Origin of the sequence: Pseudonocardia sp. P1 (genome assembly GCF_000178675.2) — a bacterium.
Taxonomy (GTDB): Bacteria; Actinomycetota; Actinomycetes; order Mycobacteriales; family Pseudonocardiaceae; genus Pseudonocardia.
Map to the genome: position 1 here is coordinate 395,736 of NZ_ADUJ02000002.1, position 25,789 is coordinate 421,524.

The 25,789-nt window shown below is 71.9% G+C and carries 18 protein-coding genes and 1 pseudogene; 17 read left to right on the forward strand and 2 right to left on the reverse strand.

Annotated elements, in window-relative coordinates:
• Positions 1-54: 54 nt before the first annotated feature.
• The 16 genes and pseudogenes from PP1_RS31265 to PP1_RS31335 all read left to right on the forward strand — a co-directional run bounded on the left by PP1_RS31265 (position 55) and on the right by PP1_RS31335 (position 18,166).
• Positions 55-2,601, forward strand: a complete 2,547-nt coding sequence (locus PP1_RS31265; protein ID WP_010243468.1) for a transglycosylase family protein — start codon at positions 55-57, stop codon at positions 2,599-2,601.
• Between the two features lie 4 nt (positions 2,602-2,605).
• Positions 2,606-3,562 carry a trypsin-like serine peptidase gene (locus PP1_RS31270; RefSeq protein ID WP_139324223.1) on the forward strand — a complete coding sequence of 319 codons (957 nt, stop codon included), beginning with the start codon at positions 2,606-2,608 and terminating at the stop codon, positions 3,560-3,562.
• Positions 3,559-4,578 (forward strand): hypothetical protein, encoded by a 1,020-nt coding sequence (locus PP1_RS31275; RefSeq protein WP_010243472.1) that lies wholly within the window; start codon positions 3,559-3,561, stop codon positions 4,576-4,578. Before PP1_RS31270 ends, PP1_RS31275 begins: the two co-directional genes overlap by 4 nt.
• Before the next feature lie 49 nt (positions 4,579-4,627).
• On the forward strand, positions 4,628-4,954 hold the full coding sequence (locus tag PP1_RS31280) for a hypothetical protein (RefSeq protein ID WP_033200700.1): 327 nt from the start codon (positions 4,628-4,630) through the stop codon (positions 4,952-4,954).
• A gap of 11 nt (positions 4,955-4,965) precedes the next feature.
• Positions 4,966-5,793 (forward strand): hypothetical protein, encoded by an 828-nt coding sequence (locus PP1_RS31285; RefSeq protein ID WP_139324222.1) that lies wholly within the window; start codon positions 4,966-4,968, stop codon positions 5,791-5,793.
• Positions 5,790-7,565 carry a type IV secretion system protein gene (locus PP1_RS31290; RefSeq protein WP_010243477.1) on the forward strand — a complete coding sequence of 592 codons (1,776 nt, stop codon included), beginning with the start codon at positions 5,790-5,792 and terminating at the stop codon, positions 7,563-7,565. Before PP1_RS31285 ends, PP1_RS31290 begins: the two co-directional genes overlap by 4 nt.
• A 49-nt stretch (positions 7,566-7,614) precedes the next feature.
• Positions 7,615-9,144 carry an SCO6880 family protein gene (locus PP1_RS31295; protein ID WP_010243479.1) on the forward strand — a complete coding sequence of 510 codons (1,530 nt, stop codon included), beginning with the start codon at positions 7,615-7,617 and terminating at the stop codon, positions 9,142-9,144.
• On the forward strand, positions 9,141-10,865 hold the full coding sequence (locus PP1_RS31300) for an ATP-binding protein (RefSeq protein ID WP_010243481.1): 1,725 nt from the start codon (positions 9,141-9,143) through the stop codon (positions 10,863-10,865). The genes PP1_RS31295 and PP1_RS31300 overlap by 4 nt, the downstream gene beginning before the upstream one ends.
• 8 nt (positions 10,866-10,873) lie before the next feature.
• Positions 10,874-12,007 (forward strand): C40 family peptidase, encoded by a 1,134-nt coding sequence (locus PP1_RS31305; protein WP_010243483.1) that lies wholly within the window; start codon positions 10,874-10,876, stop codon positions 12,005-12,007.
• A pseudogene (locus PP1_RS31690) lies at positions 12,004-12,210 on the forward strand (DnaJ domain-containing protein); the annotation flags it as partial. The gene PP1_RS31305 and the pseudogene PP1_RS31690, both read left to right, overlap by 4 nt.
• Before the next feature lie 333 nt (positions 12,211-12,543).
• Complete coding sequence (locus PP1_RS31310) at positions 12,544-12,768, forward strand: hypothetical protein (protein ID WP_010243485.1); 225 nt, start codon at positions 12,544-12,546, stop codon at positions 12,766-12,768.
• Positions 12,768-13,535 (forward strand): hypothetical protein, encoded by a 768-nt coding sequence (locus tag PP1_RS31315; RefSeq protein ID WP_075315346.1) that lies wholly within the window; start codon positions 12,768-12,770, stop codon positions 13,533-13,535. Before PP1_RS31310 ends, PP1_RS31315 begins: the two co-directional genes overlap by 1 nt.
• Before the next feature lie 37 nt (positions 13,536-13,572).
• Entirely contained in the window at positions 13,573-15,462 is a 1,890-nt protein-coding gene (locus PP1_RS31320) for a type IV secretory system conjugative DNA transfer family protein (RefSeq protein ID WP_083697419.1), read from the forward strand.
• Positions 15,463-15,583: 121 nt separating this feature from the next.
• Positions 15,584-16,024, forward strand: a complete 441-nt coding sequence (locus tag PP1_RS31325) for a hypothetical protein (RefSeq protein WP_139324221.1) — start codon at positions 15,584-15,586, stop codon at positions 16,022-16,024.
• A complete protein-coding gene (locus PP1_RS31330; RefSeq protein ID WP_010243492.1) occupies positions 16,021-17,331 on the forward strand; it encodes a hypothetical protein in 1,311 nt (436 codons plus the stop codon). Before PP1_RS31325 ends, PP1_RS31330 begins: the two co-directional genes overlap by 4 nt.
• A 94-nt stretch (positions 17,332-17,425) precedes the next feature.
• Positions 17,426-18,166, forward strand: a complete 741-nt coding sequence (locus PP1_RS31335) for a hypothetical protein (RefSeq protein ID WP_010243493.1) — start codon at positions 17,426-17,428, stop codon at positions 18,164-18,166.
• Positions 18,167-18,253: 87 nt separating this feature from the next.
• Here the strand turns inward: PP1_RS31335 and mobF are convergent, their stop codons facing one another.
• Together mobF and PP1_RS31345 are read right to left on the reverse strand one after the other, a co-directional pair.
• Positions 18,254-22,576, reverse strand: coding sequence for a MobF family relaxase (gene mobF, locus PP1_RS31340; protein ID WP_075315344.1), 4,323 nt, complete (start codon positions 22,574-22,576; stop codon positions 18,254-18,256).
• 558 nt (positions 22,577-23,134) lie between these two features.
• Positions 23,135-23,998, reverse strand: a complete 864-nt coding sequence (locus tag PP1_RS31345) for a hypothetical protein (RefSeq protein ID WP_075315342.1) — start codon at positions 23,996-23,998, stop codon at positions 23,135-23,137.
• Between the two features lie 525 nt (positions 23,999-24,523).
• Here PP1_RS31345 and PP1_RS31350 point away from each other — a divergent pair.
• A complete protein-coding gene (locus tag PP1_RS31350) occupies positions 24,524-25,744 on the forward strand; it encodes an IS110 family transposase (RefSeq protein WP_010240766.1) in 1,221 nt (406 codons plus the stop codon).
• Positions 25,745-25,789: the final 45 nt, after the last annotated feature.

Sequence of the window (25,789 nt, forward strand, 5' to 3'; positions counted from 1 at the left end):
GTATCCCGACCGGCTCGTGCGACAGCCCCCGATCACACGACGAAGGACCTGACCATGCGTTTCTCGCGTAAGCCCCGCCCGGCCTGGGCCGACCACGTCCCGCAGTCCTCGGCCCGCGGGCCGGTCGCGCGCCGCTCCGCGGTCGCGGTCCTGACCGCGGGCGCCCTGCTGGGCGGGACGGCGTTCACCCTGTCCCCGCTGCCCGCGCAGCTCGGGCTGGTCGCCGAGTCCTGCAACCAGGGCAAGACAGTCCGCCAGCTAGCCGCGGCCCGCGAGACCCGCACCCAGACCCGCGCCCTGCTCACCGACCTCACCGTCTCCACCGACCCCGGGGCGCAGGACCTGGCCCGCGAGATCTCCGGGCTCGGGTTCACCCCGGCCACCCAGCCCGCCGGATGGCGGCAGAAGGCCGTCGACACCTCCGACCAGCTCAACGCCCTCGACCACACCGACCCGACGATCCGCGCGGTCGCCGCCCGGCTGGCCAAGGCCGGCCTCGGACCGACCCCGGCCGACCTGCTCCCCAAGGAACCCCCGCCGTCTGCGCCCGGCCCCATCGGGGGGATCGGCCAGTCCCTCGGCGGCGCCGCGGACAGCGCCGTGGGCGCGGTCGAGTCCGCCGGGGACGCGGTCGGTGATGCCGTCGCACCGCCACCCGCGGCCGACAGCTCGGGCAGCTCCTCCTCCGGCCGTCCGGCCGCGTCGAACCCGACCCGCCAGGCCGAGCCCGCACTGCCCCCGACCTGCGTCGACCAGGCCGAAGCCACCGCCGCATCCACCGCCGACACCCCCGCGGCCGCCCCAGCACCCCGCAAGCCCGCCCCGGCACCCGCGGCCGCCCCAGCAGCCCCCGCAGCACCGGCGGCACCGGCGGCACCGGCCGCGGAGCCGGACGGCGCCGATGCGGATGAGCCCGACAGCGGTGGCGAGCCGGAGTCCTCGACCAGCAACGAGCCCCCGGACGCGGCAGACGAGTCCGGTGACAGCGGATCGAGCTCGACCGAGGACACCGACAGCGGCGCCGATCCCGACGCCACCGAGAGCGGGGGCGACGACACCGGCAGCGACACCGGCGCGGAGCAGCCCAGCTCCTCCGACGACAGCTCCAGCTCGCCGAGCAGCAGCGACAGCAGCTCCTCCGGGAGCGGATCGAGCGACAGCAGCAGTTCCAGCTCGGGATCCACCGATGCCGGAGCGGACTCGGGTGAGTCGTCGAGCTCCAGCAGTTCGAGTGGCGGGTCGGCCGACGACCTGGACAAGGCGCGGGCGGCCATGGACATGGTCGGCGAGCTGATGCAGGCCCTCGGTGCCAGCCCGGACGCCGGCGCGGGTGACCTGCAGGACTCGGTGCTGCAGGTCCTCGACCGCGACCAGCTGGAGAAGCTCGGCGCCGACTCCGCCGACCTGGACAAGCTCGACGAGCTCCGCTCCGGGTCCGGCTCGGGCAGCTCCAGCTCGCCCAGCAGCGACAGCAGCTCCTCCGAGAGCGGATCGAACGACAGCAGCAGCTCCTCGAGCGACGACTCATCCGCGGCCGGCTCGACCGGCTCCGACGACTCGACCTCCTCCGGGGCCGGCAGCACCGGTTCCGACTCCGGCACGTCGGACCCCGGGTCGGACCCCGGGTCGGACTCGAGCGGCTCCGAGCCCTCGGACTCGTCGAGCTCCACCGAATCCTCTGGGACCGGGGACTCGTCGAGCAGCAGCTCCGACAGTTCCGGGGCGGGCAGCACCGAGCCCGGTAGCCCGATCAGCCGCGGCGGCGGATCCGACGCCGGCAGCTCGGAGAGCACGGGCTCGGGTGCGCAGGAGGCCAGCGGATCGGGTTCGTCGTCGGGGTCCGGTGCGGCGCAGCCGGCCGCGAGCATCGACTCCAGCGTCGAGAAGCTCACCGAGCAGGCCGAACAGGCCGCCGACACCGACCCGGTCGCCGAGCAGCTGCTCGACAAGCTCAACGACGCCGACCTCAGCACCGCCAGCGACCAGCAGGACACCACCAGCACCGACAGCTCGAGCAGCTCGGACAGCTCGAGCGGCTCGGACAGCTCCGAGTCGACGGACAGCTCCAGCTCACCGAGCGACTCGAGTAGCTCTGGCTCGTCGAGCGACTCCGCCAGTGCCGGAGACGAGCCGGACTCGGATTCGAGTTCGGATTCGGGTTCGGGCAGCTCCGGCGCGGAGCAGCCGGAATCCGGCGAGAACGGGGCCGGCGATCAGGCCGGTCCGGAGCAGCCCGAGGAGCCCGAGGAGCCCGAGGGCCAGACTGCCGAGCAGCCGGCGGGCGACGGTGAAGGTGAAGCACCGCGTGACCCCGAGGGGACACAGGCCGAGCCCGCCACGGCCACCGCCGGTGGCGGTACCGATCCGGCCACCTGGGACAAGCTCGCCGAATGCGAGTCCGGCGGCGACTGGGCGACCGACACCGGTAACGGCTACTCCGGCGGCCTGCAGTTCGCCCCCTCGACCTGGGAGGCCTTCGGCGGGCAGGGCGACCCGCACCAGGCCAGCCGCGAGGAACAGATCGCGGTCGCAGAGAAGGTGCAGGCCGAGCAGGGCTGGGGCGCGTGGCCGGCCTGCACCAAGAAGCTGGGCATCGCCTGATCCGATGGCGATGACCAGGTGGAGCACGAGGTCGGTGGCCGCGGTGATGACCGTGGCCCTGGCCGTCGTGCTGTGGACCTCCGGCACCCCTGACGGGGGCCGGGTGGTGGGGCTCGGGTCGGCCGCGCCGTGGGGGTCGGCCGACCCGAGGTCCCCGCTCCAGGACCCGCCGCCCGGGCGCGGGCAGGCCGGACCGATCGTCGGCGGCCTCTCCGCCTCGTCGGTCGGGGTGCTGGTCGTCGACGGCGGCCGCCACCAGTGCTCGGCCACCGTCGTCGCCTCCAAATCCCGCCGACTCCTCGCGACCGCAGCACACTGCGTGTGGCTCGACGGCGGCTGGCGCGTCGAGGGCGCGACCTTCATCCCCGGCTACGCCGCCGGCGAGGAACCCCACGGCCGCTGGACCGTGGACACCGCCTACGTTCCCCCGGCCTGGCAGGACGCCAACAGCCCCATCGAGGACGTCGCCGCCGACACCGACTTCGCCTTCGTGTCCCTGCTCCCGCGGGACGGGGTCCTGCCCGAGCAGACCCTCGGCGCGCAGGGCATCCGCTGGTCGACACCCGACACCGTGCAGGTCGCCGCACTCGGCTACCCCTCCCTCGGTAGCTACGACGGCCAGTCGCTGCGGGGCTGCACCGGCAACGCCGCAGCCGAGCCGTTCGCCCGCGCCACCGCCCCGACCCCAGCCGAGGTCCTCGCCCTGGACTGCGACATGACCGAGGGCGCCTCGGGAGGCCCGTGGATCGTCGGCCCCGACGCCGCGACCGGTCGCGGGCAGGTCGTGGGCGTGGTCTCCGGCGGTGACGACACCGCCCTGGTCTCCCCACGTTTCGGGCCGGTCGCCCGCGGCGTCTACGACGCCGCCGACTCCGCCTCCCAGATCACCACCCCACCCACTTCCGCCCAACCCGACGCGAGGACTGCCCAGATCGCCCCACGAGGAGGCAGCAGCTCATGACGACCGCCGAACAGCAAGACCGAGCCGGGCCGCCGCGCAGCCCGTTCGAGCTCAACCACCGCCTCGGCTCCGCAGCCCGCGCTCGCGCCCCTCATCTGGGCCCGGTCGACAACGAAGCCATCGTGGACGCCACCTCCGCGGCCGCCGCAAGCGGCGGACCCGGCCCGGACCCGGCCGACACCGCCACGGAGCTCGGTGCGGCCACCGAGGCCGTCCACGTGCGGGCCCGGACCGAGTTCCCCGACACCCGGCCGGTGTCCTGGGCAGCGTTCGGGGCCCTCGTGCCGGTCCTGGCCGGCTCTGCCGGGGCGGGAGCGTCATGTGTCGCCGCCGCGATCACCGACGCGCTACAGGCCGATCAGCGGTGCGCGCTGCTGGTCGACGCCGACGATCCCGCCCGTTCCGGGCTGGCGTGTGCGTCCTCGCAGGAGGGTCCTTGGCTGCGGACGGTCAACGAGCACGTGTCGGTGCGCTACAGCTGGCGCGACGACGCCCTGGTCGCCCGCTTGGAGACCCAGCTGCCGACGATCACGCCGGGGATGGTGCCGATTCCGCCGGACTGGCTGCCGGATCCGGCGCCGGATCCGTTGCACACCACGGTGGTCGACCTCGGGCACGGAGGCTGGCGCGCGGCCGCCACCCCGATCTACGGCGCCGGGGGCTGGCTGCGTCGGGGGCTGCCTTCGCAGCGCCCGATCCTCGTCGTGCGTGCGACGCGGCCGTCGCTGCGCCAGGCCGAGCAGCTCCTCGCCCGCCTGGATCCGTGGGTCCATCGCGGCGTCGCGACCCCGGTCTTCCAGCTCGTAGTCAACGGAGCCCGGAAATGGCCGGCCGGTGTCGCCGGCGCTGCAGGTCCTCGGGTTGCTGCGCTGATCGACGAGGCGTTGTTCGTCCCCCACGAACGCAGCTGGGAGATCGCCGGAGTCACCGACGACCCCAGCCCCGACCGCGCCGTCGACGCCGTGCGACCCCTGCTCGCTTCCTGGGGCCTGGTCACGTCCCCACGACGCCGCTGACCAGACCCAACACCCACCTTCGAACCCCCACCGCCTGCGGAGGCACCTGATGTCCATCCCCCACCTGATCAGCGACTCCATTACACAGATCCATCTGCTCCCGGCCCAGGACAGCCCTATCCCGAACCCCGATCCTGCTGCCCCGCCGGGATCCCAGGCGATCACGAACGTCGTGAGCTATGTGCGGTGGATCGCCGGGATCTGCATCCTCGGCCTGTTCTTCGGCGGCATCGTCGCCGCGACCGCCGGGCGGCTCTGGGATCACCACGGGTCCGGGCGCCTCGGCGCCCGCATGATCGTCGGCAGCCTCGCCCTGGCCGTGCTGTTCGGGCTCGGCTACACCCTGGTCTCCCAGTTCGCCGCCTCCGCCGCGTGATGGCCCGCTTGATGAACACCGACCGGACACCCGCCAGCGGGAGTCGCCGGCGCGCGCTGCTGATCCTCGGCGGCGCCGCCGTGCTGGTCGTGGCGCTATTGGTCGGGGTGGTCGTGTCGCTGGCCAGCATGTTCGGTGCTGACGAGCCCAGCTCCACCTACCAGCGCCCGCCGTCGTCGACCGGCGCTGACGACGCTGGGGGCACCGGCAGCGGTACCGGCCCGGAGGCTGAGGCTGGGCTGGCGCGAGCGCCGATGCTCGAGGTGCCTGACCAGGCCGCGCTGCCGCACACGCTGTCGACGCGCAGCGCAGGCGCTCCGATCACCCTGCCTCAGCCCGAGCAGGTTAGTGGGGTGCTGGTGCCCACCGGGTTTCCCGACACCGAGCAAGGTGCGATCGCCCAGGCGGTGGAGCTGACCCGGGTCGGGTTCGCCGGCGCGGACCCGCAGGTCTGGGCACAGGCCTACAACTCCATCGCCGAGCCGGGTGCCGCACCCGCGGCCCAGACCCCGGCCTCACAGGACCTGGTCGCGTTCCGGCGCGCGGCGAACATGCCCCGCACCGGCGCGACCCGAGCGACTGTGACCTGGACTCCCACTTCGGCGCTGGTCAAGGGCAAGACCGACGACGGCAACTACGTCGTGACGTGTGTGCTCGGAGAACTCGTCACCGACTACAAGGGCCGCGTGGCCACCGGCGGGCTGGGCAACTGCCTGCCGATGCGCCGCGTCGGCGACCAGTGGCTGGTCGCCTCAGGCCCTCGCGCCTGGGTCGCCCCGGCGACCTGGCCGGGAAGCGACGAGGCCGTCTCGGTCGGCTACCGGGACATCATCCGATGACCGGCCTCCTCACCTCCTGGTACCTGCCTGCCCAGGATCCCGCTCCGCCGCCAGGCGGGGGTGGAGACGCCGGAGACGGTGGAGGCGGCGGGAGCCTGGTCGGTGACTTCGCCGGGTCCATCGCGGAGTCGGCGTTCAGCTCCGCGATGCAGGCGGTGTGGGACTCGGCGATCTGGCTGCTCAAAGGCGGCTTCGAGATCGCCGACACCGTCTCGCGGGTCGAACCCGGCACGATCACCGGCAACGACGACGACAACCCCGACCCCATCCCCTTGCCGGACGGCACTTTCCCACCGGTACCGCCCGACGGCGCCGAGACCGCGGTGGATCTGGGCTCGCTGTGGTCGACGATGATCTGGCTGGCCGCCCTGATCGCACTGGGCCTGTTCTTCTACCAACTCGCGTCGGTCGCTCTGCGGGGCGGACGGGGCATGTTCCGCGCCGTCACCGGCCCGGTCCAGTTCGGCATCGCCCTGGCGGTGACCACCGGCGCGGTAGCGGCGCTGCTCACCGGCGCCGACGGACTCACCACAATGTTCCTGTCCAACCTGGGCGAGCAGGGCAGCTTCACCGCCGTCCTGGACAACCAGACGGTCGCGGACCGCTTCGGAGAGAACCCGAACCTCGGCGCTGACGTCGAGGACGGCGTCCGGTCGATGATCCTGGGCATCGCGGCGCTGTTCGGGGTCATCCCGGCCGCGCTCGGTTTCGCCCTGGCCATGATCTTCCGCGCCGCAGCGATCATGGTGCTGATCGCGACCATCCCCATCGCCTCGGCCTGCCTGATCTCCGACTCCACGGCGTCGATGTTCTGGCGCGCGGTGCGCTGGATCCTGGCCGCGATCCTGATGAAGCCCGCCCTCGCGCTAGTGGTGGTGATCGGGGTCAACATCATGTCCCGCACTCAGGGCGTGGCCGGGCTGCTGGCCGGCACGGCGGTGCTGCTGATCAGCTTGTTCTGTCCGATGGTGCTCTACCGGCTGCTGGCCTTCGTCGATCCCGGCACCGGGGCCGGGATGGCCGTGCGTTCCGCCGGTGGGTCGCGCAGCTCTGGCGAGGCTGGTGGCGACAACGGCACCAGCGAGATGATCAATAACGCGCGGGCCACGCAGAAGGCCTACGACGTCGGCAGTGGCGGCTCCGGCGGTGGTGCCGCGGGCGGTGAGCTCGGTGGCAGCACCGCCGCGACCGGGGGAGCCTCCGGCGGCGCGGGTGGCGCCGCAGGTGGTTCCGCTGGTGGCGGTGCCGCGGCCGGTGGCGGAGCCACTGGTGGTGGCGGGGCCGCGGGCAGCGCAGCGGCTGGTGCCGGTGTCGCCGGTGGTGCCGTGGCCGCGGCGGTCGTCGGTGGCTATCTGGCCACGAAGGCCGCCGGGCAGGCCGCAGGGGGCTACGGGTCGTCGCAGATGGCCCAGACCGGTATCGGTCACCCCGGCCCGGCCCCGGCCGCCGGGGCGAGCGGCGCCCAGATCAGCTCGTCCGCCGGTGGCGCCTACAGCGCGACATCGAGCCGGATCGCGCAGATCTCGAGCAGCGACAACGACGGTGGCGGTGATGGCGGCGGTGATGACGGTCCGGAGCCGAAGCCGGTGGATCCGAGCCCGCCCGACCCCGGCCCGCCCGGCGGCGGCGGAGGACCGGGCGGTCCCGGCGGACCGCAGGACCCTCCTGAGCCCCCTCCGGCGAACGCCGGCACGGACGGGGCGTCATCCACGCCGGTGCCCGAACCCGAGCGGCCCACCAGGGACGACAACCGAGAGGACGGCCGCCGATGACCAACTACGCCGTCGTCGTCACGACGACTACCAGTAGCGGGGCCACCTGATGACAACCGGCCAGTCCCCCGGCCCGCGGGTCTACCGCGGGCTCAACCACAAGGAAGGCATCGGCTGGATCGCCGGGATGACCCCGGTCCAGGCGTTCCTCCTGATCGGAGTCTCCGCCCCCGCGCTGATCGCGATGTCACGCAACCAGTGGTCCCAGGCCCTTTCCTGGGGCGTGTTCGCCGCGATCGTCGCCGTGCTGATCCTCATCCCGATCCACGGCCGCCCCGCGTTCCGGTGGCTGGCCGACCTGGTCATGTTCCAGACAGGAGTCCTCATGCGCTGGTCGCCCTGGCAGTCGCGCGCCGCCGCCGGCCTGGCCGGTGACCGCACCGAGCCCGACCTGCCCGGCGTGCTGGCCCGCCTGGAGTTCCCCGACGGCCCGGAGTTCCACGGTTCGCGGATCTGCCTGATCCACGACACCGCCGAAGGCCGCTGGGGTGCCACGGCGAAGCTGACCCACTCCGGGGTCGGGATGCTGTCCGACGACGAGTGCGAACGCCTCGCCGCCCGCCTCGGCTCGCTGCTGGTCGGTTTGGGGCACCGCGAGGTCGTCGACCGCGTCTCCCTGCTGGTGCGCACCGTCCCGGACGACGGCACCGAGTACGCCGTGTGGCGCGAGCGCCACCAACGACCCGACGCCCCCGCCCTCGCGCGGCAGGTGACTGCGGAGATCGACCGCGACGTCGCGTCGGTCTCGGTGCGCACCGAGCTGTTCGTGACCGTCTCCGGCACCGAGGAAGCGCTACGCCGGCCCGCGAAGGCCGCCGGCGGTGGGATCGCCGGACGGGCCTACGCGTTGTACCGGCTCCTGGAGGGTGTCGCCGACGGGCTGCGCGGGCTCGGGGTGCAGTCGGTGACCTGGCTGTCCTCGACCGGCGTGGCGGAGGCGATCAAGACCGGGTTCAACCCCGCCGCTGCAGCCGGGCTCTCGTTTCGGCACCTGACCGGCCCGGACCCCGACGGCACCGTCGGGCTGCCGATCTCCCAGGCCGGACCCGCTCTCGCCCCGACCCCGGCGGCGCGGGCGTACCACCACGACGGCTACTCCTCGGTCGCCTACGCCGTGCAGCCACCCGAGTCGGGCACGATCTTCGGCTCGCTCGGCCCGCTGCTCGCGGTCCGGACCGCTGGGGAGCGGCGCACCCTGCAGATCCACTACGAGATCCTCTCCGCCGCCGCTGGCGCGCGGCTCGTGAAGTCCGACCGGTTCCGCAACAACGTGCTCGTCGACGCCAAGGCCCAGCGCGGGTTCAACACCACCGCGGTCGACTCGCGGCGCCAGCGCGGCGCCCGCGACCAGGAAGCCGCCGTCGCCGCCGGGCACGCCGTCGTGCGGTTCACCGTCGCCTCGGCCATCACCGTCCCGGCGGACTGGAACGTCGAGGACCACGCCGCCCGCCTGGAAAACGACGCCTCGGGCCGGTTCCACCTGCTGCGCCTCGAACTCGCCCAGGACTCGGCGTTCGTCGCCGCAGCCCTGCCGGTCGGGATCGGGCTCCCCCGAGAGAAGAGGGCCTTCGACTCATGAGCCGGCTGTTCAGCCCCTTCGGTGCCTCACGGCGCCGCCGCGTCGAACCGCGCAGCACCGGTGAGCTGCTGTCGCAGTTCACCGACCTAGACGGCATCCCCACCAGTGCTCCTACACCCGACCTCGACCCGGCGGACGAGCACGAGGAGGGTGCCCGTCGGGGGCGCCGGCAGCGGGTCAACCAGGCCTCCGCACCCCGCCAGGGCCCGCGCGAACCCGGCCGGGGCTGGGCTGCGGTCGATGCGGCCCGGCGGGCGCCGGTCTACAAGGCCACCACCGCCGAGGTCGGCGGGTTGTTCCCGCTGCTGGCCTCCAACGGCGTGCCCGCGATCGGGGCGCGGCTGGGCTATGACACCCAGTCCGGCGGCGCGTTCTACGTGCACCCCACCGAGTGGGTGCTGCGCGGCATGGTCACCAATCCGAACCTGGTGGTGTTCGGCGAACCCGGCCGCGGAAAGTCGAGCACGGTCGTGGCGCTGATGCTGCGGATGATGCTCTTCGGCGTCCGCTCGCTGATCTCCGGCGACGTGAAGGGCGAGTACACGCCGCTGCTGCGCTCGCTGGGGATCACACCGATCGCGCTCGGGCGCGGCTCGCACCACCGGCTCAACGCCCTCGACCTGGGCCCGCTGCGGGCCCGCTGGAACACATGGGATGCCGAGCGGCAGAACGAGGAGCTCACCGGGATCCTGGCCCGCTGGACCCGGCTGCTCACCGCTCTGGCCGAGGCCCAGGGCTACGCCCCGTCGGTGACCGACGAGCTGGTGATCTCGACGGTGCTGCGGCGGCTGGTGGGCGCCGCGGACGGCTACACCGAGCTGCGGCCGATCACGATCCCTCAGGTCGTGGCCCAGCTGGCCGATCCCGACGACGACCTGTGGCAGGCCACGCGGTTTGCCTCCCACCGGCAGTTCGTCGATCACACTCGCCAGATCACCGACGCCCTCTCGAACTTGGTCGTCGGGCCGCTGTCCGGGCTGTTCGACGAGCCCACGAACTTCGACCTCGACTGGGACGCGCCGGTGCAGTCGATGGATCTGTCGTTGCTGCGTTCGCGTGGGGATCAGGCGATCGCGGTGGCGCTGACCTGCCTGGGGTCATGGTCGTCGATGATCACCGACCTGCAGGACGACGGCGACGTCCGCATCGTCGTGCGCGACGAGGTCTGGCGCCAGATGCGCCTCGGGCTGCGCGCGGTGCAGGCCGTCGACTCCGATCTCCGGCTCTCCCGCGCGGAACGCAAGATCCAGCTCCTGGTCATGCACAAGCCCTCCGACCTGCTCTCCGTCGGCGCCGCCGGCTCCCAGGAGGTCTCCATCGCCAAGGACCTCCTCGCCCTGTGCAGCTCGCGGATCCTGCTCGGCCAGTCCACCCGGGTCGGCGACGAGCTCGCCGAGGAGCTCGGCCTGTCCGAGCGTGAACAGGCGGTGATCACCGGGTGGGCGATGGAGGGCCCGGGCCGGGCGCTGTGGAAGATGGAGAACGCACCCGGCATGAAGATCCAGACCGTGCTCTCCGCCACCGAGCGCGCCATCTTCGACACCAACGCCGGCCTCCGCGGACCCGACGAGGCCCCGCACCCGGCCACCGGTGGAACGAGCCGACGCCTGGCCTCGGTCCCCGACCCCGCCGGGTCCGCTGAGGCCGCGGTGGAGTCCGAGGCAGAGCTGGCCGAGGCTACCGGCCCGGCGCGACGCAACGGCGCGACCGCGCACCGGTGACCTGAGCCGTGGATCAGAAGAAGGGCACCATCGTCGTCGCGGCCGCCGCGGTGGTGATGACGTTCCTGGTCGCGGTGACCAGCATGGGCATCGCGATGTTCTCCGCGGTCACCGACGGCCCCCTGGCGGGGGGGTGTGGCGGGGACGGTGGCATCGGTGGTGGGTCGCAGGCGATCGGCGGTACGGACTGGAACGCCGAGCAGACCGAGAACGCCGCCACGATCGTCAACCGCGTTGTCGAACGACAACTCCCCCGCCGCGCCGCGGTCATCGCGATCTCCACGACCATCGTGGAATCCCGCCTGGTCAACGTCGGCTACGGCGATCGCGACTCCCTCGGCCTCTACCAACAGCGCCCCTCCCAGGGCTGGGGCACACCGGCGCAGGTGCTCAATCCCGTCGGGGCCACCGACACGTTCCTCGACCGACTCGTCGAGCTCCCCAGCTGGGCGACCATGGCACCGGGCGAGGCCGCCCAGGCCGTGCAGCGCTCCGCGTTCCCCGACCGCTACGCCCCCGAGGAAGCACCGGCCGCCGCGCTGGTCGACCAGTTCTGGGTCGGACCCGACAACCCCGTCCCCGCCACCCCGGGCGGACCGAACGTGCAGCTGGCCTCGACGGTGTTCGCCTGCCCCGACCAGGGCGGCGCCGGTGTCCCGCTCGCACCGTCGAACATCGACCCCAAGCAGTTGCCACCAGGGTTCACCCCGCCCGCTGATCCGGCACAGCGGGCCGCGGTCACCTACGCCCTGGCCCAGCTCGGCAAGCCCTACGTCTGGGGCGCGAAGGGCCCCGACGGATTCGACTGCTCCGGGCTCATGCTCGCCGCCTGGGCCTCAGCAGGGGTCCCGATACCCGCCGGGACGGTCAACCAGAAGAACGCCGGCACCCCGGCCAGCCCGACCAGCGTCGCCCCCGGCGACCTGGTGTTCATCCCGGGCTCGCTCGGGTCCCCAGACAACCCTCGCCATGTGGGGATGTACGTCGGCGACGGCCTCGTGGTCAACGCCTACGACTCCTCCACCGGCGTCGTGCTGCAGCCCTTGTCGGACTGGGCCGACGAGATCACCCACGTCCGCCACATCGCCGGGCCCACCGGGGCCTCGGCTCCGCCCGCCGCACTCGCCGAGGCCGCCCCATGAGCACTCCCACCAGTCCCGGTGCGGTTCCGGACCTGTACGCGGTGCTCGGCGTCGACCGGAACGCAGACGGCATACAACTCCGGCGCGCGTACCGGCGTCGCGCGCTGGCGCTGCACCCTGACCGCAACCCCGACCCCGACGCCACTGCGCGGTTCCGGGCCGTGGCCGAGGCCTACGCGGTTCTCTCCGTTCCGCTCCGGCGCGCGGCCTACGACACCGCCCACACCGCCGCTGGGCCCGACCGCGGCGAACCCTGCCCGGGTCCTGGTCCTAGTCGTCCGGACCCGCCGTCGTCACCCGCGGCCGGGACTGCACGCACCAGCAGTCCAGCGGACTACACCCCTGTCGCGGAGCCGGTCGCCCACACCGACTACGCCCCGACCAGCGGCTATGCACCTCCTCCCCCACCGCCTGCGCGCCCGGCATCCCCACCAACCGGTGGCCACGCTCAGGATCGGGCCCAAAGTGAGCTGCCGGCCGGATGGCCCGTCGGACGTATCGACCACCACCGGCTGGCGGGACGGCTCCTGCTCAGAGTGTGGCGGCTGGCGCCGCTCCCGGCGGGCCGGATCGCCGCCGGGGCGGTCGTGGCGGCCACCCTCGCCGCCGCAGCGCTCGCCGTGACCTCCCGCGACGAGATGCCGCTGGAATCAAGGGTGATCGGCTTCCTCACCTTCCTCGCGTTGGCCTGCTGGACCGTCCGGGCCCTCACCTTCGCCGTCCTGCACGCCCGCCGCCGAGTCGCCGAAAGGACACGCTGATGGGATTCCTCGCCCGCCGCACCACGCCACCTGTCCCCGCCCCGACAACCGGGGAATCCCCGCCGGCTCCGGCGACGCCGGAGGAGACTGCCCGGATCCGCTGGCGCCACAGCGAGCATGTCGGCTGGAACAAGCTCCCCGTCCCGGCTCGCGACGCTCTGACCCGCGCCGGCTACACCACCGGTGAGGCGCTCGCCGCCGGGACCTGGGCGCCGACCACCCGCCGCGACCCGACTGGACGGTACTGGCGCGACACCGACGGCTGGTGGATCGAGACCGCACAACTGCTGGTCGTCCGTGCCCGCGAGGCGCTCGTCCACCACGGCACCAGCGGCGACGGACGCCCACAGCTGAGACGCGGTCGTGGCGGGCACGTACATGTCACCGCGCACCAGCTGAGCGGGCCTGTACCGAGCGGGCAGCGCTGGAGCCGCCCCCGGTCCGGGCCTGCTGGTGCCGGGGCGAGTGGGCCGCCTGGAGTACGGCTCACCGAGCACGTCATCGAAGTACTGCCCCGCGCGGTGCAAACCGAGCTAGGCACCCCGACCGGCCAGATCGCGATCCGCCACTACCCGGCCCACGGCGGCTACCACGACCAGATCATGGCCTTCCGCCGCATCTCGGCCACCGAGCTGATTGCCGTCGCCTCGGTCCGCGAGGCCGGCGCCTACCCCGACCCCGACGCCGCGATCGACGTCGCGGACTGGCACATCACCACCTACCGGCCCCGGGTCGGGCCGCCCACCCAGAGGGCCCTGGACCTGTGATGACCCCATCGGATCCGGCCCGAGGAGTTCTGCCGTGATGGCCCGTTCCCGCAGTACCCGGCCATGGGCCGAGGACCTTGCCCTGCCCGCCACGGCCCTCGGCGTGGCCGCGTTCGCGCTGCTCGTCGTGGAGACCGCAGCTGTCGTGACCGGGCTGCTCTCCGGCGCCGGGCAGCTGCTGCTGGTCGGGTTCGCCGATCTGGGCGACTTCCTCCGTTCTTCGCTCGGGACCCTGGCTCCACCCGAGAGCGCGATCGCGCATCTCACCGAGCACTCCACGCTGTTCGTCGCGTGCCTGCTCGGGGTGACGAGCGTGCTCGCCGTGGCCGCAGCGGTGATCGGGACGTGGGGATGGCGCCACTGGGGTCCGACCCCGCCGGGACACGCGACCCGCAGCCAGATCCGCGCCGAGCTGTCGGTACGGGCCTGCCACTCCCGAGCGGAGCGTCTTCGTCCATCGATGACACCGGGCGAGCGCCGGGCAGCTGAGCCGGGCGAGATCGGGATCCCGCTACCGGCGGGGCCGATCGGCCCGATGTGGGCGCCGCTGGAGAACCCGACCGGCACCCTGGCCCCGACCCAGACCGGGAAGTCCCGGCGTTGGCTGACACCGCTGTGCATCGAGGCTCCAGGCGCGCTGCTGTGCTCTACCACCAAACCCGATCTGCTGATGCTCACCGCGCTCGCCCGGTCCCGGCAACGCATGCCGGGCCCGATCCTGGTCTTCGACGTCACCGACACCATCGTCTGGCCGGCCACACTGCGCTGGTCACCCTTGCACGGGTGCGAGGACCCGACCCGGGCATGGCGCCGGGCCCGCATCCTGGTCGAGGCCGCCGCCGTCACCGTCGAGTCCGGCGACGGCCGCGGCGCCGGCAACGACCGCGTATTCCGCCAGCGCGCCGTCGGCGTCGTGGGCGCCTACCTGCTCGCGGCCGCGATCACCGGATCCGACCTGGAGCGCCTGTCCGACTGGGCCAGCGACCGCACCGCCCGCGGCCCCGTCGCAGCGCTGCGCGCCCACGAGCACCTCACCTCGTATGCCGCCGACCTCGAGGCCGAGATGAACATGGTCCCCCAGACCGCCGACGCGGTCTGGCTGTCGGTACGCCGGGCCCTGGCCCCTTTCGCCGACCGCCGCATCCGCGAGCTGTGCAGCACTCCGGCGCAGTCCTACGACGTCGAACGCTTCATCGCCGCCGGCGGCTCGCTGTATCTGATCGCCGGACAGAACGACGACCTCGCCGCCGCACCGATCCTGACCACGATCGTCGCCGAATGGATCGAAGCCGCCCGCACCATGTCCGCCCGCTACCCGCGCGAACGCCTCGACCCACCCGCCACCGCCGTCCTCGACGAGCTGCCCTCGGCGACCCCGGTACCGGATCTACCCACCAGTCTCGCCGACTCCGCCGGCCGCGGTGTCTTGATCCACTGGGCCGCCCAGTCCAAAGCCCAGCTCGACATCACCTACGGCCCTGACAAGGCCACCACGCTGCTCGACAACAGCACCCTGATGGGCATCTGGGGTGGGCTCAAGGACCACTCCACCCTGCAGTGGCTGTCCACCATCCTCGGTGAACACGAACGCACCCGGCTGCAGGAACCCGCAGGTGGCATCTGGAGCGGCGCCCGCGGCGCAACCCGCAGCCACGAACGCGTCCACACCTACCAACCCTCCGACGTCCGCACTCTCGAGCGCGGCGAGGTCCTGCTGGTCTTCCGCCACCTCAAGGCGATCCTCGCCCGAACCGTCGACGCCCGCGACCGCTCCGACGGAGCCCAGCTCACCCGCGACGTCGAGACGATCCGCACCCGCCAGATCCCGATCGACGCCCACGGCTACCCCACCGGAGGCAGCCACCACCCCGCGCCCGAACCCCCACCGGACCGCTATCCCGGCGCCAGACCCGCGCACTGGCGATAGCTGATCCGATGACCGCTGCACGTTGTCCACAGGTCAGGTTCGAAACTTCTGCCCTGACCTAGGTCCCCCGTAGAATCTCCACTGGTTTCGCCAGTGTGTCCGACACGGAATGGAGATGCTCATGACTGTCCGGTTCCTGCCGCCGCGCTCTGACAATGACCCGATCCCCGAGCCCGAGCCCGGCCGTATCGCCGTCGCCGATATCGAAGAACTCGTCGCCGCCGGTGAAGCCATTGCCCTGATGCCCGAATTCGACGTCGGCCCGACCTGGTATCAGGGCATGTGGTGGGTCGTACCCAGCGGCGACGGCGAGTGGGAGAAGGGATTCACCGTTGCCTCGGTCGAGGACCAGTCCGAGCTCTCGAGAACATTCTTGCGGCTGTACCGGTCGCAGCAAATCGTGGCCGAGGAACGGCGCCGGAAGGAGCGGCTCAGCGACCCTGATGCGCTGACTCCGGATGAACTGGCGGCGATCCGCGAGGCGGACCGTATCGCCAACCGCAGTAGGCGCAACCAGCGTCGCGGGTGGTTCGGGCGCCGCAAGCGCAGGTCCGGCTGGTGAGCACCACCCAGGCCGACGGTGCCCGCAGCCGCGTCGATGCATTGCAGTACGAGGCGACCGAAGCGGGCCTGAGCCTGCTCGCGCGCAAGCTCCGAGCCGAATTGACTCTCGCGCTGTTCGAGAGCTTCGTCAACGGCGAACGAACCGGCCGCTCCATGCTCGCCGAGTTCGAACGGATCCAGGAGCATTTCCGAGCCGAACTCCCAGTCGTCAAAGCCGCCTCCACAGCGCAATCAGGACCGGACGGCGGTGGCAGTGATGTGGCGCCGCCAGAATGGGATCGACTACGACTCCAAGCCCGCGCTCGAGAGAACCCGATCGCGCTGTGGGAGATGTTCCACGGGCTCGACCAGCTGACCCAGCAGCAGCGCGACGGCGCCCAGCCCCCGGGTGATGACATCACGGTAGTCGATGTCGAGCGCGCGATGGATCTTCACGACAGCGTGGGTGAGTCCTGGTCGCTGCACGACGAGCTCAAGACAGCCCGGGCCAAGCTCGGCGAGCACTACGTCCCCGCCGAGCCCAGCATGCTGGCAGGCATGCTCCAACGGGTCGACGCAGCCCGGACGCTGATCAAGGAGGGCCAGTACCAGGTCGGCATCCGGCCCACCCCGCACGCGGAGGCCGAGGCTCAGACCATGAGCGAGCCCATGATGCGGCGAATGGAAGCGCAGATCGAACCCGCCATGATTGCGGAACTTACAGAGCGTGCCGCGCTCGGCCTCGTCGAGCGCGGTGCTCGCACATCCCAGCAGCGCACCGACGTATTCAGGGCCATGCAGGCCGGGGAATCGCGTGCGCTGGCCGCACGCGCGCAGGAATCCGCACGGACCGCTCGAGCACACGCCACCGAACTGCGTTCGGAGCGCATGTCGGCCCGCTCGACCCTGATCTGGGCCGCCACCGCTGGTGGTGGCGTCGCCCTTACTGGTGCCAGTCTCGCCGGCCAGACCAGCCTCGCTCTGCAAACCACGATCGGACTGAGCCTGACCGCTCTCGGCGCAACAGCCAACCTGATCAAGGACTGGCGCGTGAACAGCGAGACTCTCTGGGCCCCTTACAAGGCGTTCGGAGCGGAGAAGTTCGCTAACCTCGCTACTCGCCTGGCTGAGAAGGACCGCCACGACCTCGACCACGGAACCCCGGTCAACGTACTGCGCCGAGCCCGGAATGCATCGCGATCAGCGCAGCTGGGGCTCGTACGGCGTGCGGTCGATCCGCTCGATCGCGCACCCGGTGCCTCATCGACGTCCGATACCTCGCGCGGCGCGGCCCGCGACCAGCCCGGCCAGGGCCAGTCGATGTAGCCGTTGCATACAGAACGCGTCAGAGGTACCGAGGTATGCAGCACCGGGTGTTATCCGTGCGATCTGCAGGTGGTCAACAGATGGGAGCGATCTGGTGAAGGGCCTACGCCCTGCCGTCTCGCAGCGAGCGACCAACAAGGCGGTACCGCTGTTCGGCTACCCGCATGAACAGCCCCCGCCTGGAGCGCTCGACCTCCAGGTCTCGGTCGCGCCGACGCTGTCGCTGCTTAACGACAGGCTCGTCGCGCAGGGCGACACTGATGACCTCGATCTGCTCATCCAGGCCGTGCACACCGCGGTCGGCCGGACTGTGACACAGACTCAGATGCTCGGCGGCTACGTCGCTCGAGACGGGCGGGCCTGGCCCTGCCACCTCGAGATCACCCCGGTCGTGCACGCGACGCTGCCAGGCCACCCGGGGTCTTGGCTGCATGCCCATCTGATGGTCGGTCCGACGGCGCGAGCGGTCGACGACGGTGCCCGCTACGACATCGATCGTGGCTCGTTGTACGACGTCCTCGACAGCCTGTACTCCACGTTTCGCCGGTCGATCGAGTACCGCACGACCGACGCGTTTCGGAACCGGGAGCTGCACTGGGGTCCGCCCCGTGCCTCGGCGCCGTTCGAGATCCTGGTCCCACCGTTGCACCAGGAACTCGACACCACTGAGCACTTCCGCGAGCCCTGCACCGGCCTGTGGGACCAGCAGCACGAGATCTGGTTACTTCCCACCGCCGATTACCGGGCCGAGACCCGGCGCCGCGAGCAGCGGGCAGCACAGCGTCCATGGGCCGGCCCTGCCCACCCGGAGGAGCGCGTCTACCCCTTCGGATAGGGCGACTCCCCTGGCTGCCTGCGTCGGTCGAACGTCAGACGGGCTAATCGCCAAGAGACCTCGGCGGCCCCACCGCTCTGCTGCGGGTCATTCGGGCCCGAATCCCTGCTCCTGCCCCTGGGAACCGTCGCGGTGCCGGTCGTGACGGGCACGGCGGGCGGCCTCCTCGGAGCGGGTCTGGGCCGCACGACGCACCGCCTCGCGCCGCGCCGTGTCGGCTTGTTGTCCAGAACGGGCGCGACTCGCCTGTCGGGCACGGCGCAGCGCTTCGCGCGGATCCTCGGCGGGCGTGCCACGGGTAGTCATATCGAACCCGGTAGATGTCTCAGCCTCGGCGTTACCGGGCGTCCGCGGCCCGCGGCCCCGTTCGGCGATCGTGGCATCTCCCTCGCTCTTGGACGGGGGTTCGCTGCCGTAGTTAGGTCCGCGGTGTTGGCAGAACTGTTCGGGTTCGGGATCGATTCGCCAGTCGCGGCCGCGACGGCGCAACTCCTCGGCGGCCAAACGTGCGTCGTCGGCGACATCGCGCACCCCGGCGAACCACTCGGCCCTACGGGTATGGGCGGCCGACCAGTCGGCGACATCGGCGCGGGCGATGCGCACCGTCGCCTCGAGCTCTTCGGCCCTGCTCCAGCTCTGCTCGCGCTCGTGCTCCTCGGCGCGAGGGTTATCGCGCTGCGCACCGCTCAGCACCGCTGACACCTGTGCCTCGTGCAGCCGGGTGTGCGCAGCACCCAAGGCGTCGGCCGCGTAGACCGGTGCGCTCATGCGGGTCCGTTCCCAGGTTCGGATCGTCTCGGCGAGCTCGGCGTCGGACAACGAGTGGTGTCGCGGCATCGCAGACTCGCCGCCCAGCGCGACCACGGCCCGGGTCCACCAGGCCCGGGCGTGGACGTCCTCGGCGGCCGGCGCTGGACCAAGGGTCGTCGACTCGGCCGGAATACCCGTGTACTCCCGGTAGCCCGCTGCCTCGCCGGCGCGCTGCACCCAGCTCTCGTGCGCCTCGGGCTCGTGTTCGACCTCTGGTATAGGGCCGAGGTGCTCGACTGCCCACTGCGCCTGCTCATCGGCGGCGTTCTCGCCGAGTTGGCGGGCGCGTGCGCCGATCAGTGGAGCGAGCCGGTTCTGCTGTCGGGCGCGGGCGTCGTCGCCGTTCACGGTCCAGGCGGGAAACCGCTGTGCGGCCGAAGGATCGTCCGGGACACGCCGTGGCAACGCCCGCGCGATTCGCCACCGCAGCACGTCGGAGACGTTCTCGGCCGAACCGAGTTCCCGGCGGTGGACGGCCTCGCGCAGCACGGTCTCCGGATCGTGGCCGCCCAGCTCGGCCTCGGCGAGGACAGTCAGCAACGAACCGCGTCCGTGTTCGCGTTCCACCCGGCGCGCCGTCGTGGCACCCAGCGCGCGCTCGAGCAGCGGTCCGGCTCGTTCACGGCTGCGGGCCTGAGCCAGATCGAACCAGTCGCCGGCCAACGTCACCAACGATCGCGCCCGGCGCTCCCCCTCCTCGCGGGTGGCCAGAGCTGACCGCTGTGCCCCGCTGTACTCGACGATCTCGGAGAACCGGCTGCGCGCGGTCTCCCGCAGGGCCTGCGGGTTGTGCTCGTCGGCGTCGCGCTGCGACACCATCCAGACATGGTTGGACTCCCGTCCACGGGTGATGCCGGGGTAGGCAGACTCGCGGCTGCTGCCCTCGTCGGCCAGAAAGTGCCCGGTGTCTACGGTCAACGACTGCGAAGCATGCACCGTCACCGCGTAGGCCAGGGTGAGGTGTTCCTCGGCGTAGTCGGTCGGGAAGTGCGCGATTGCGCCATGCCGGTCACGCCCCAGGAGCGTTCCGTCGTCGGTCGCGCCGACGATCGTGTAGACCTCGCGGTTGGTCACCGGCTGGACCGTCCCAGGTCTCCCGTCGGACCGGGTTGCGGCTTCGACCCGCAGCCGGCGGTCGTTCCGCCGGGCCTGCACACGATCCCCGACCGACACGAGCTGGCCACCCTGGATCCGCCCCTGCGACCGCTGTTCGACACGCCCCAGCCGGATCAGCTCGCTGCGCAAGGTGTCCGACAGATCGGCGGCATGTTCGTTGGTGCCCACGATCAGCAGCGACCGTTTGCCGGCCAGGGTGTCGGCCAGCCACGCCTCTCCCGCCTGGTTCTGCATCTGCTCGAGCGTCCCGGCCCGCAGCCGACCTCGGGCCATGTACTCCGCGACCGCCGCGGTGTCCCCGGCCCGCACCAACAGCGACGCCGCGCGCTCCCAGGACTCTTCGAACCGGTGCACGAGCGCCAGCTCCGCGATGCTCGCTGCGTGACGGGTGAGGTGCTCGAACAGCCCGCCGGCGTCGATCGCGGACAGCTGTTCGTGGTCTCCGGAGAGGACTACCTTCGCGCCCGCCTCGCCGGCCAGACGCGTGATCAGATGCAGGTCCGCAGTCGACGACATCCCGGCTTCGTCGACGACCAGCAGGTCCCCACGCTGTAGGTGCTGACGGACGCGTCCGTCGCCGTCCGGCGTGTACCGCTTCTCGAACACGGTGGTGTTGAGCGCCGGGATCCCGTCGCCGCGCAGGTTCTCCGCCGCCACCTGCGAGGTCGCCAAACCCAGTACTCGTCCGCCGATCTCGCGCGTCCAGACATCGGCCAGCGCGCCGACCGTGCGCGACTTCCCCGCCCCCGCAGGCCCGACCAACACATCACCGGCAACGTGGGAGGACAGGATCGCGGTGACCGCGTCGACCTGGTCGTGACTCATCCCCTGTCCGACCAGTTCCTCCCGCACGGCCGCCACTCGGCCCGCGGCCAATCCCACCTCCAGAGGTGCACAGACCCGAGCGACCACAGCCTCCTCCCGACCGAGGTTCGCCGCCGAGGTGTAGCGCTCACGGTGCGCGCCGCGCAGAACGTAGCCGCCGTCGCTCACCGCGGCAGTGTCGCCGCCCCGGCGCAGCTCCGCGGGTACTTCGACCGGTTCGGCCATCGACACCCGCACCACATCCGCCCGGCCGACAGCCTCCTGTGCGAGCTCCTCGAGTGCTGCCGCGCGCTGTGCCGGTGTCGCCTCGCCCCACCCGAGCCCGACCCACCGGTCCCCGATCTCGGCCTTGATCGCCAGGGTCAGATTCCCGACGTCCCACACCGCGTACCGGCCCGCGACACGTTCGACCGCTGCGCGCAGAAGCTCGTCACGGTCGACCTGCTCCCCCGACTCGGCTCCGGCTGAGGGTCTCGTGGCCGCGGCCTCGGACGCGTCCGACAGCGAGGCCCGCAGCTCGTTCGCATGCGCTCGCGCCCACCGCTGCAGAGCTTGTGGACCCGCGTCCGCGGACTTCGGGCCGCGGGTGTCGAGCACCGCCATCCGCGCGATCCGGTGCATCGCCGCTGCGCTCGGCGCCCGTCCCGTACGCGCCCGGAACTCCTCCACCAACGCCTTCACCCGCGCGTCGACCTGCTCGGTACGGGTCGACGCCGCATCCATCAAACCCTGATCGATCCCCGCGATCTCCCGGGCATGCCCGTCAGCACGATCCCGCCACCCGACCCCCGACGCCTCGGTGACCAGCTGCTCCAACGCCTGCTGATAAACCGCGTCGACGGCCTGCTTGATCCCGCGAAACGACGCCCCGTCCAGAGCCGTGATCCGCCCGTCAGCGGTCGCGGTCCGATTCAGCAACGCTGCGTGGGTGTGCAGCTGCGGCTCGTCCTCCCGGTTCGTCGAGTGCCCCCACAACGTCCACGTCGTGCCACGCCCCTGCTCGAACGTGCCCATCCCGGCACGCGACCGCGGCCCGAAGTGCCGGCCTGTCCGGGTGACCGCCACCCGCGCGTCGGCGAAGCTCACCGCTGTCTCGACGGCCTCGTCGTGTGCTCGGCGCACGCGCGCCGCCTCCTCGAGAGCGCCCGCCGAGATGAGTGCCGTGTAGTACACGCTGACCGATTTCGGGGCGCTGAACGTCCAGTCGTAGTAGGCCACGCTGCGGCGAGTATCGGATTCGGCGGCACGACGGATCTCTTCGATACGTTCCTCGGTCGGCGCGCCAGGCTCTCGGTCGATCGCTCGCTGTGCACGCTCTTCGGGGGACAGATACTTGCGCGGCTTGTTCCCCAGGTAGACCGGATCGTCTTCCGTAGAATCCGGCCGGCGAAGCTGCCCGAACACCGCACGGACGTCGTCGGCGAGTACAACCTCGCCCGACGTGAATCGCAGACCCAGCGGCTGCATCCCGGATCCGAACCAGCGCCCCTCCGGTTCGCCGCGCTCCACCGCTGTGGCGTAGTACCCGGGCCCGTCAGCACCCTGGCCTGCGTCGAGGGACCGATCAGGACCGGCATTGTCGCGAGCCTGGGCAGCACAGCCGGAGCCACGGAGCAGGTACTCGACCGCTCCAGCTCCGACGGTGTTGATCCGCAGCACGAGCCGATCCTATGCGTTTGTCCACGAATCATCAATTGATGCATAGGTCTGTTGCGCTCTGCCTTGGGTGGGCGGTGTGGCGGTCATCGGCGACCGGTTCGGAATCGGCTAGCGGGATGCACGGAATGGTGGGCGGAGACGCGCTCGTGGCGTGGACGGGCTGGGCTAGATAAGGGAGACGGCGCGGTGCCGATTCGAGACCAGAATAGGGAACGAGCTTCTGGGGCCGCTATCGCGGTTACCGGGCAGCCGTTCCAGTCGCGACCGGACGATCGGGGTCACACGCTGGTGGCCATCGAAGGGCGTCGGGGGTCACGGGTTGGCGGCTCGGACGGCCCGGGCGTGGTCACGGGTGCGTGTCCGGGCAGGCGGAGCCGTCGTTCGGAGCGGCCTGCTGGGTTCTGGGCCGTGGCGCGGTTCGTCGGGCGGTGTCGTCGCGGCATCCGCGGGCTGCTGCGGATGCCGGTGGATGATCCGCGCGGCGCGGTCGCGCTGTACAGGGAGCCCTGCGGGTGTGGGCTTGATGCGCTCTCTTCTGGAACGCGACGGAGGGGCCCACTACCTGGCGGGTCCCCCTCCGTCGCGGTGGCGGCAGGCGGGCTGGCGGGCGTGCCAGTCGGAGACGATGAATCGATCGCTGCGGCGCATGGTCCGCCAGTCGCGGTTGAGCCGCGCGTTCCGCTCGGCCGTGCTCGTCGAGGTGGCGGCGATGTGGTCGCAGCGGGCGGTCAGGATCTCGGCGCGGGTCGCGGTGGCGGGCAGGATCGGCACACCGGCGGCTCCGCTGTCGCGGCAGTCCTCGCACAGCCCGTCGTCGCGAGTGCGCTGCTGATCGCGGGTCGAGCGCTCCACCCCGCAGGCCACGCACGGCAGGCCACGCATCGGCGGCACGGCCGCGCGGTCGTAGTCGAGCTGGTCGTAAGTGGACTGCGCGTCGGTGTCTTCGGCCGGGTCGACGCGGTCGGCGAAGTAGCGGCGCGTCGCGGCGTCGTTGTCGGCGCTGCGCTGGCTGCGGCGCTGGCGCGGCACGCCCTGGCGGGTGGTCAGGTCCCGGGGGGCGCGGCGGGCGTATTCGCGGCGCTGGGCCCGGGTGGCGCGCACGGCACGGTCGGCCTGGGTGGCGGCCTCGGCGCGGCGCTCCGGCCGCGGAACGCACGCCTCGATCAGCTCCTGCCCGGCGCCGTCGCTGACCTTCCACAGCTGGCGCAACTGCGGCATGGCGTCCGCGGGGTGCTTCTCCAGGGCGTCGAGGATCTGGCCCAGCAGGGCACGCGTCTCTCCGCCTGCGGCGTCGGCGATCCGCGCGGTGCGGCGCCGCGCCTCGCGGACCGCGCCCGCCGCGATCAGGTCGGAGACCTGGCGAAGCTGCTCGGCGGTGTCCACCGTCGCCGTAGTGGTCGTCGTGTCGGTCGTGGTGTCCATCGCGACTGCACTCCCTTGCTGGCCGGTGATCAGAAGTGGGTGGGCCTCTCGGCCCGTGAGGGGCAGCGGGCGTCGTCCCCGCTGCCGCTTCGCGGCGGTCACACGGCCTCCGAGGCTCGACGTCAAGGGCAGCCCGAAGGGCTGTCGCCGCAGGCGAGGCGGAGCGTCAGCGGAGCGCCCTTGATGTGGAGTGAGGCCGTGTTCAGCTTTAGGGCCGGGAGGCCCATCCGCCCCGCCGAAGGCGGGTCCCCGGGTTCCTCGGCCCGGCGCGGCCCAATGGGGCGACCGGGCTCGGTTAAGGCCAGGCTCGGTGCCGGTAGCCGCCGGCAGGTGAGCACTCGCGCGGCCTGGACGTCGAGTCCTTAGCTCAGGACAGTGCCCCTGCCGGTGGTCGGGAGAGCTGACCGCTGATGGGATGACGTTGCCCGCCACGCTCCGGCGCGAGCACTGATCCATTGGGCCGCTGGTGATCTCCCGCGGCTGCACACACAACCGGATCAGCGGGAGGCAACAGTGACAGCAGCAGTGTTGTTCGTCGGCGACGACTGGGCCGAGGACCACCACGACGTCGAGATCCAGGACAGCACCGGCCGCCGGCTGGCCAAGGCCCGCCTGCCCGAGGGCGTCGCCGGGATCGCCAAGCTCCACGAGCTGATCGGCGAGCACGCCACCGACAACGTTGCGCCCGAGCAGGTCCTGATCGGCATCGAAACCGATCGCGGACCCTGGGTCACCGCCCTGGTCGCCGCCGGCTACACGATCTTCGCCGTCAACCCGCGCCAGGTCGCACGCTTCCGGGAACGCCACGCCATGGCCGGGCCTAAGAGCGACGCAGGCGACGCGCACGCGTTGGCCGACATGGTCCGCACCGACGCCCACCAACTTCGACCGATCGCTGGTGACAGCGCCCTCGCCGAGGGGATCAAACTGCTCGCCCGCGCCCACCAGACCCTGATCTGGGAACGCCAACGCCACCTCATGCGGCTGCGCGCAGCCCTACGCGACTACTTCCCTGCCGCGATCGAGGCCTTCGACGACCTCGCCGGCGCCGACGCGCTCGAGCTCCTCGAACGGGCACCGGACCCGGCCAGCGCGGCCCGGCTGTCGAAGACCCGGATCGCAGCAGCGCTGCGCCGCGCGCACCGCCGCCACGCCGCGGCCCGCGCCGAACAGATCCACGCCACGCTCACCGGCGAGCAACTGCAGCTCCCCGTCGAGCTCATCGCCGCCTACGCCGCCCTGGTCCAGGCCAGCTGCCCGGTCATCACCGCGTTCAACACCCAGATCCGCCAGCTCCGCGACCAGGTCGAGAGCCTGTTCGACCAGCACAAATCGGCAGCGATCTACCGCAGCCAGCCCGGGATCGGCGAGGTCCTCGGCGCCCGGGTCCTCGGCGAGTTCGGCGACGACCAGCACCGCTTCAGCGGCGCACGAGCCCGCAAGAACTACGCCGGCAACAGCCCAATCACCCGCGCCTCGGGCAAGAAGCGCACCGTCACCGCACGCCGGGTCCGCAACAATCGAATCGCCGACCCCCTGCACCAGCAGGCGTTCTCCGCGCTCACAGCCTCGCCCGGCGCCCGCGCCTACTACGACACCATCCGCGCCCGCGGCGTCGGGCACCACGCCGCACTGCGCCAGCTGAGCAACCGACTCGTCGGGATCCTCCACGGCTGCCTGACAACCGGACAGCCCTACGACGAGAACCGCGCCTGGAGCCACCGCCACGCCGCCAAAGCAGCCTGATCTTGACACCGAACGCCCATGGGATGTCCTGAGCGCCACTACCCG

Bases quoted from the DNA above. Each gene is read 5' to 3' on its own strand.
- PP1_RS31290 (WP_010243477.1), top strand. From the start codon at position 5,790: ATGACCGGCCTCCTCACCTCCTGGTACCTGCCTGCCCAGGATCCCGCT.
- PP1_RS31320 (WP_083697419.1), top strand. From the start codon at position 13,573: ATGGCCCGTTCCCGCAGTACCCGGCCATGGGCCGAGGACCTTGCCCTG.
- PP1_RS31300 (WP_010243481.1), top strand. From the start codon at position 9,141: ATGAGCCGGCTGTTCAGCCCCTTCGGTGCCTCACGGCGCCGCCGCGTC.
- PP1_RS31345 (WP_075315342.1), bottom strand. From the start codon at position 23,998: ATGGACACCACGACCGACACGACGACCACTACGGCGACGGTGGACACC.
- PP1_RS31280 (WP_033200700.1), top strand. From the start codon at position 4,628: ATGTCCATCCCCCACCTGATCAGCGACTCCATTACACAGATCCATCTG.
- PP1_RS31270 (WP_139324223.1), top strand. From the start codon at position 2,606: ATGGCGATGACCAGGTGGAGCACGAGGTCGGTGGCCGCGGTGATGACC.
- PP1_RS31295 (WP_010243479.1), top strand. From the start codon at position 7,615: ATGACAACCGGCCAGTCCCCCGGCCCGCGGGTCTACCGCGGGCTCAAC.
- PP1_RS31285 (WP_139324222.1), top strand. From the start codon at position 4,966: ATGAACACCGACCGGACACCCGCCAGCGGGAGTCGCCGGCGCGCGCTG.
- PP1_RS31275 (WP_010243472.1), top strand. From the start codon at position 3,559: ATGACGACCGCCGAACAGCAAGACCGAGCCGGGCCGCCGCGCAGCCCG.
- PP1_RS31325 (WP_139324221.1), top strand. From the start codon at position 15,584: ATGACTGTCCGGTTCCTGCCGCCGCGCTCTGACAATGACCCGATCCCC.
- PP1_RS31315 (WP_075315346.1), top strand. From the start codon at position 12,768: ATGGGATTCCTCGCCCGCCGCACCACGCCACCTGTCCCCGCCCCGACA.
- PP1_RS31265 (WP_010243468.1), top strand. From the start codon at position 55: ATGCGTTTCTCGCGTAAGCCCCGCCCGGCCTGGGCCGACCACGTCCCG.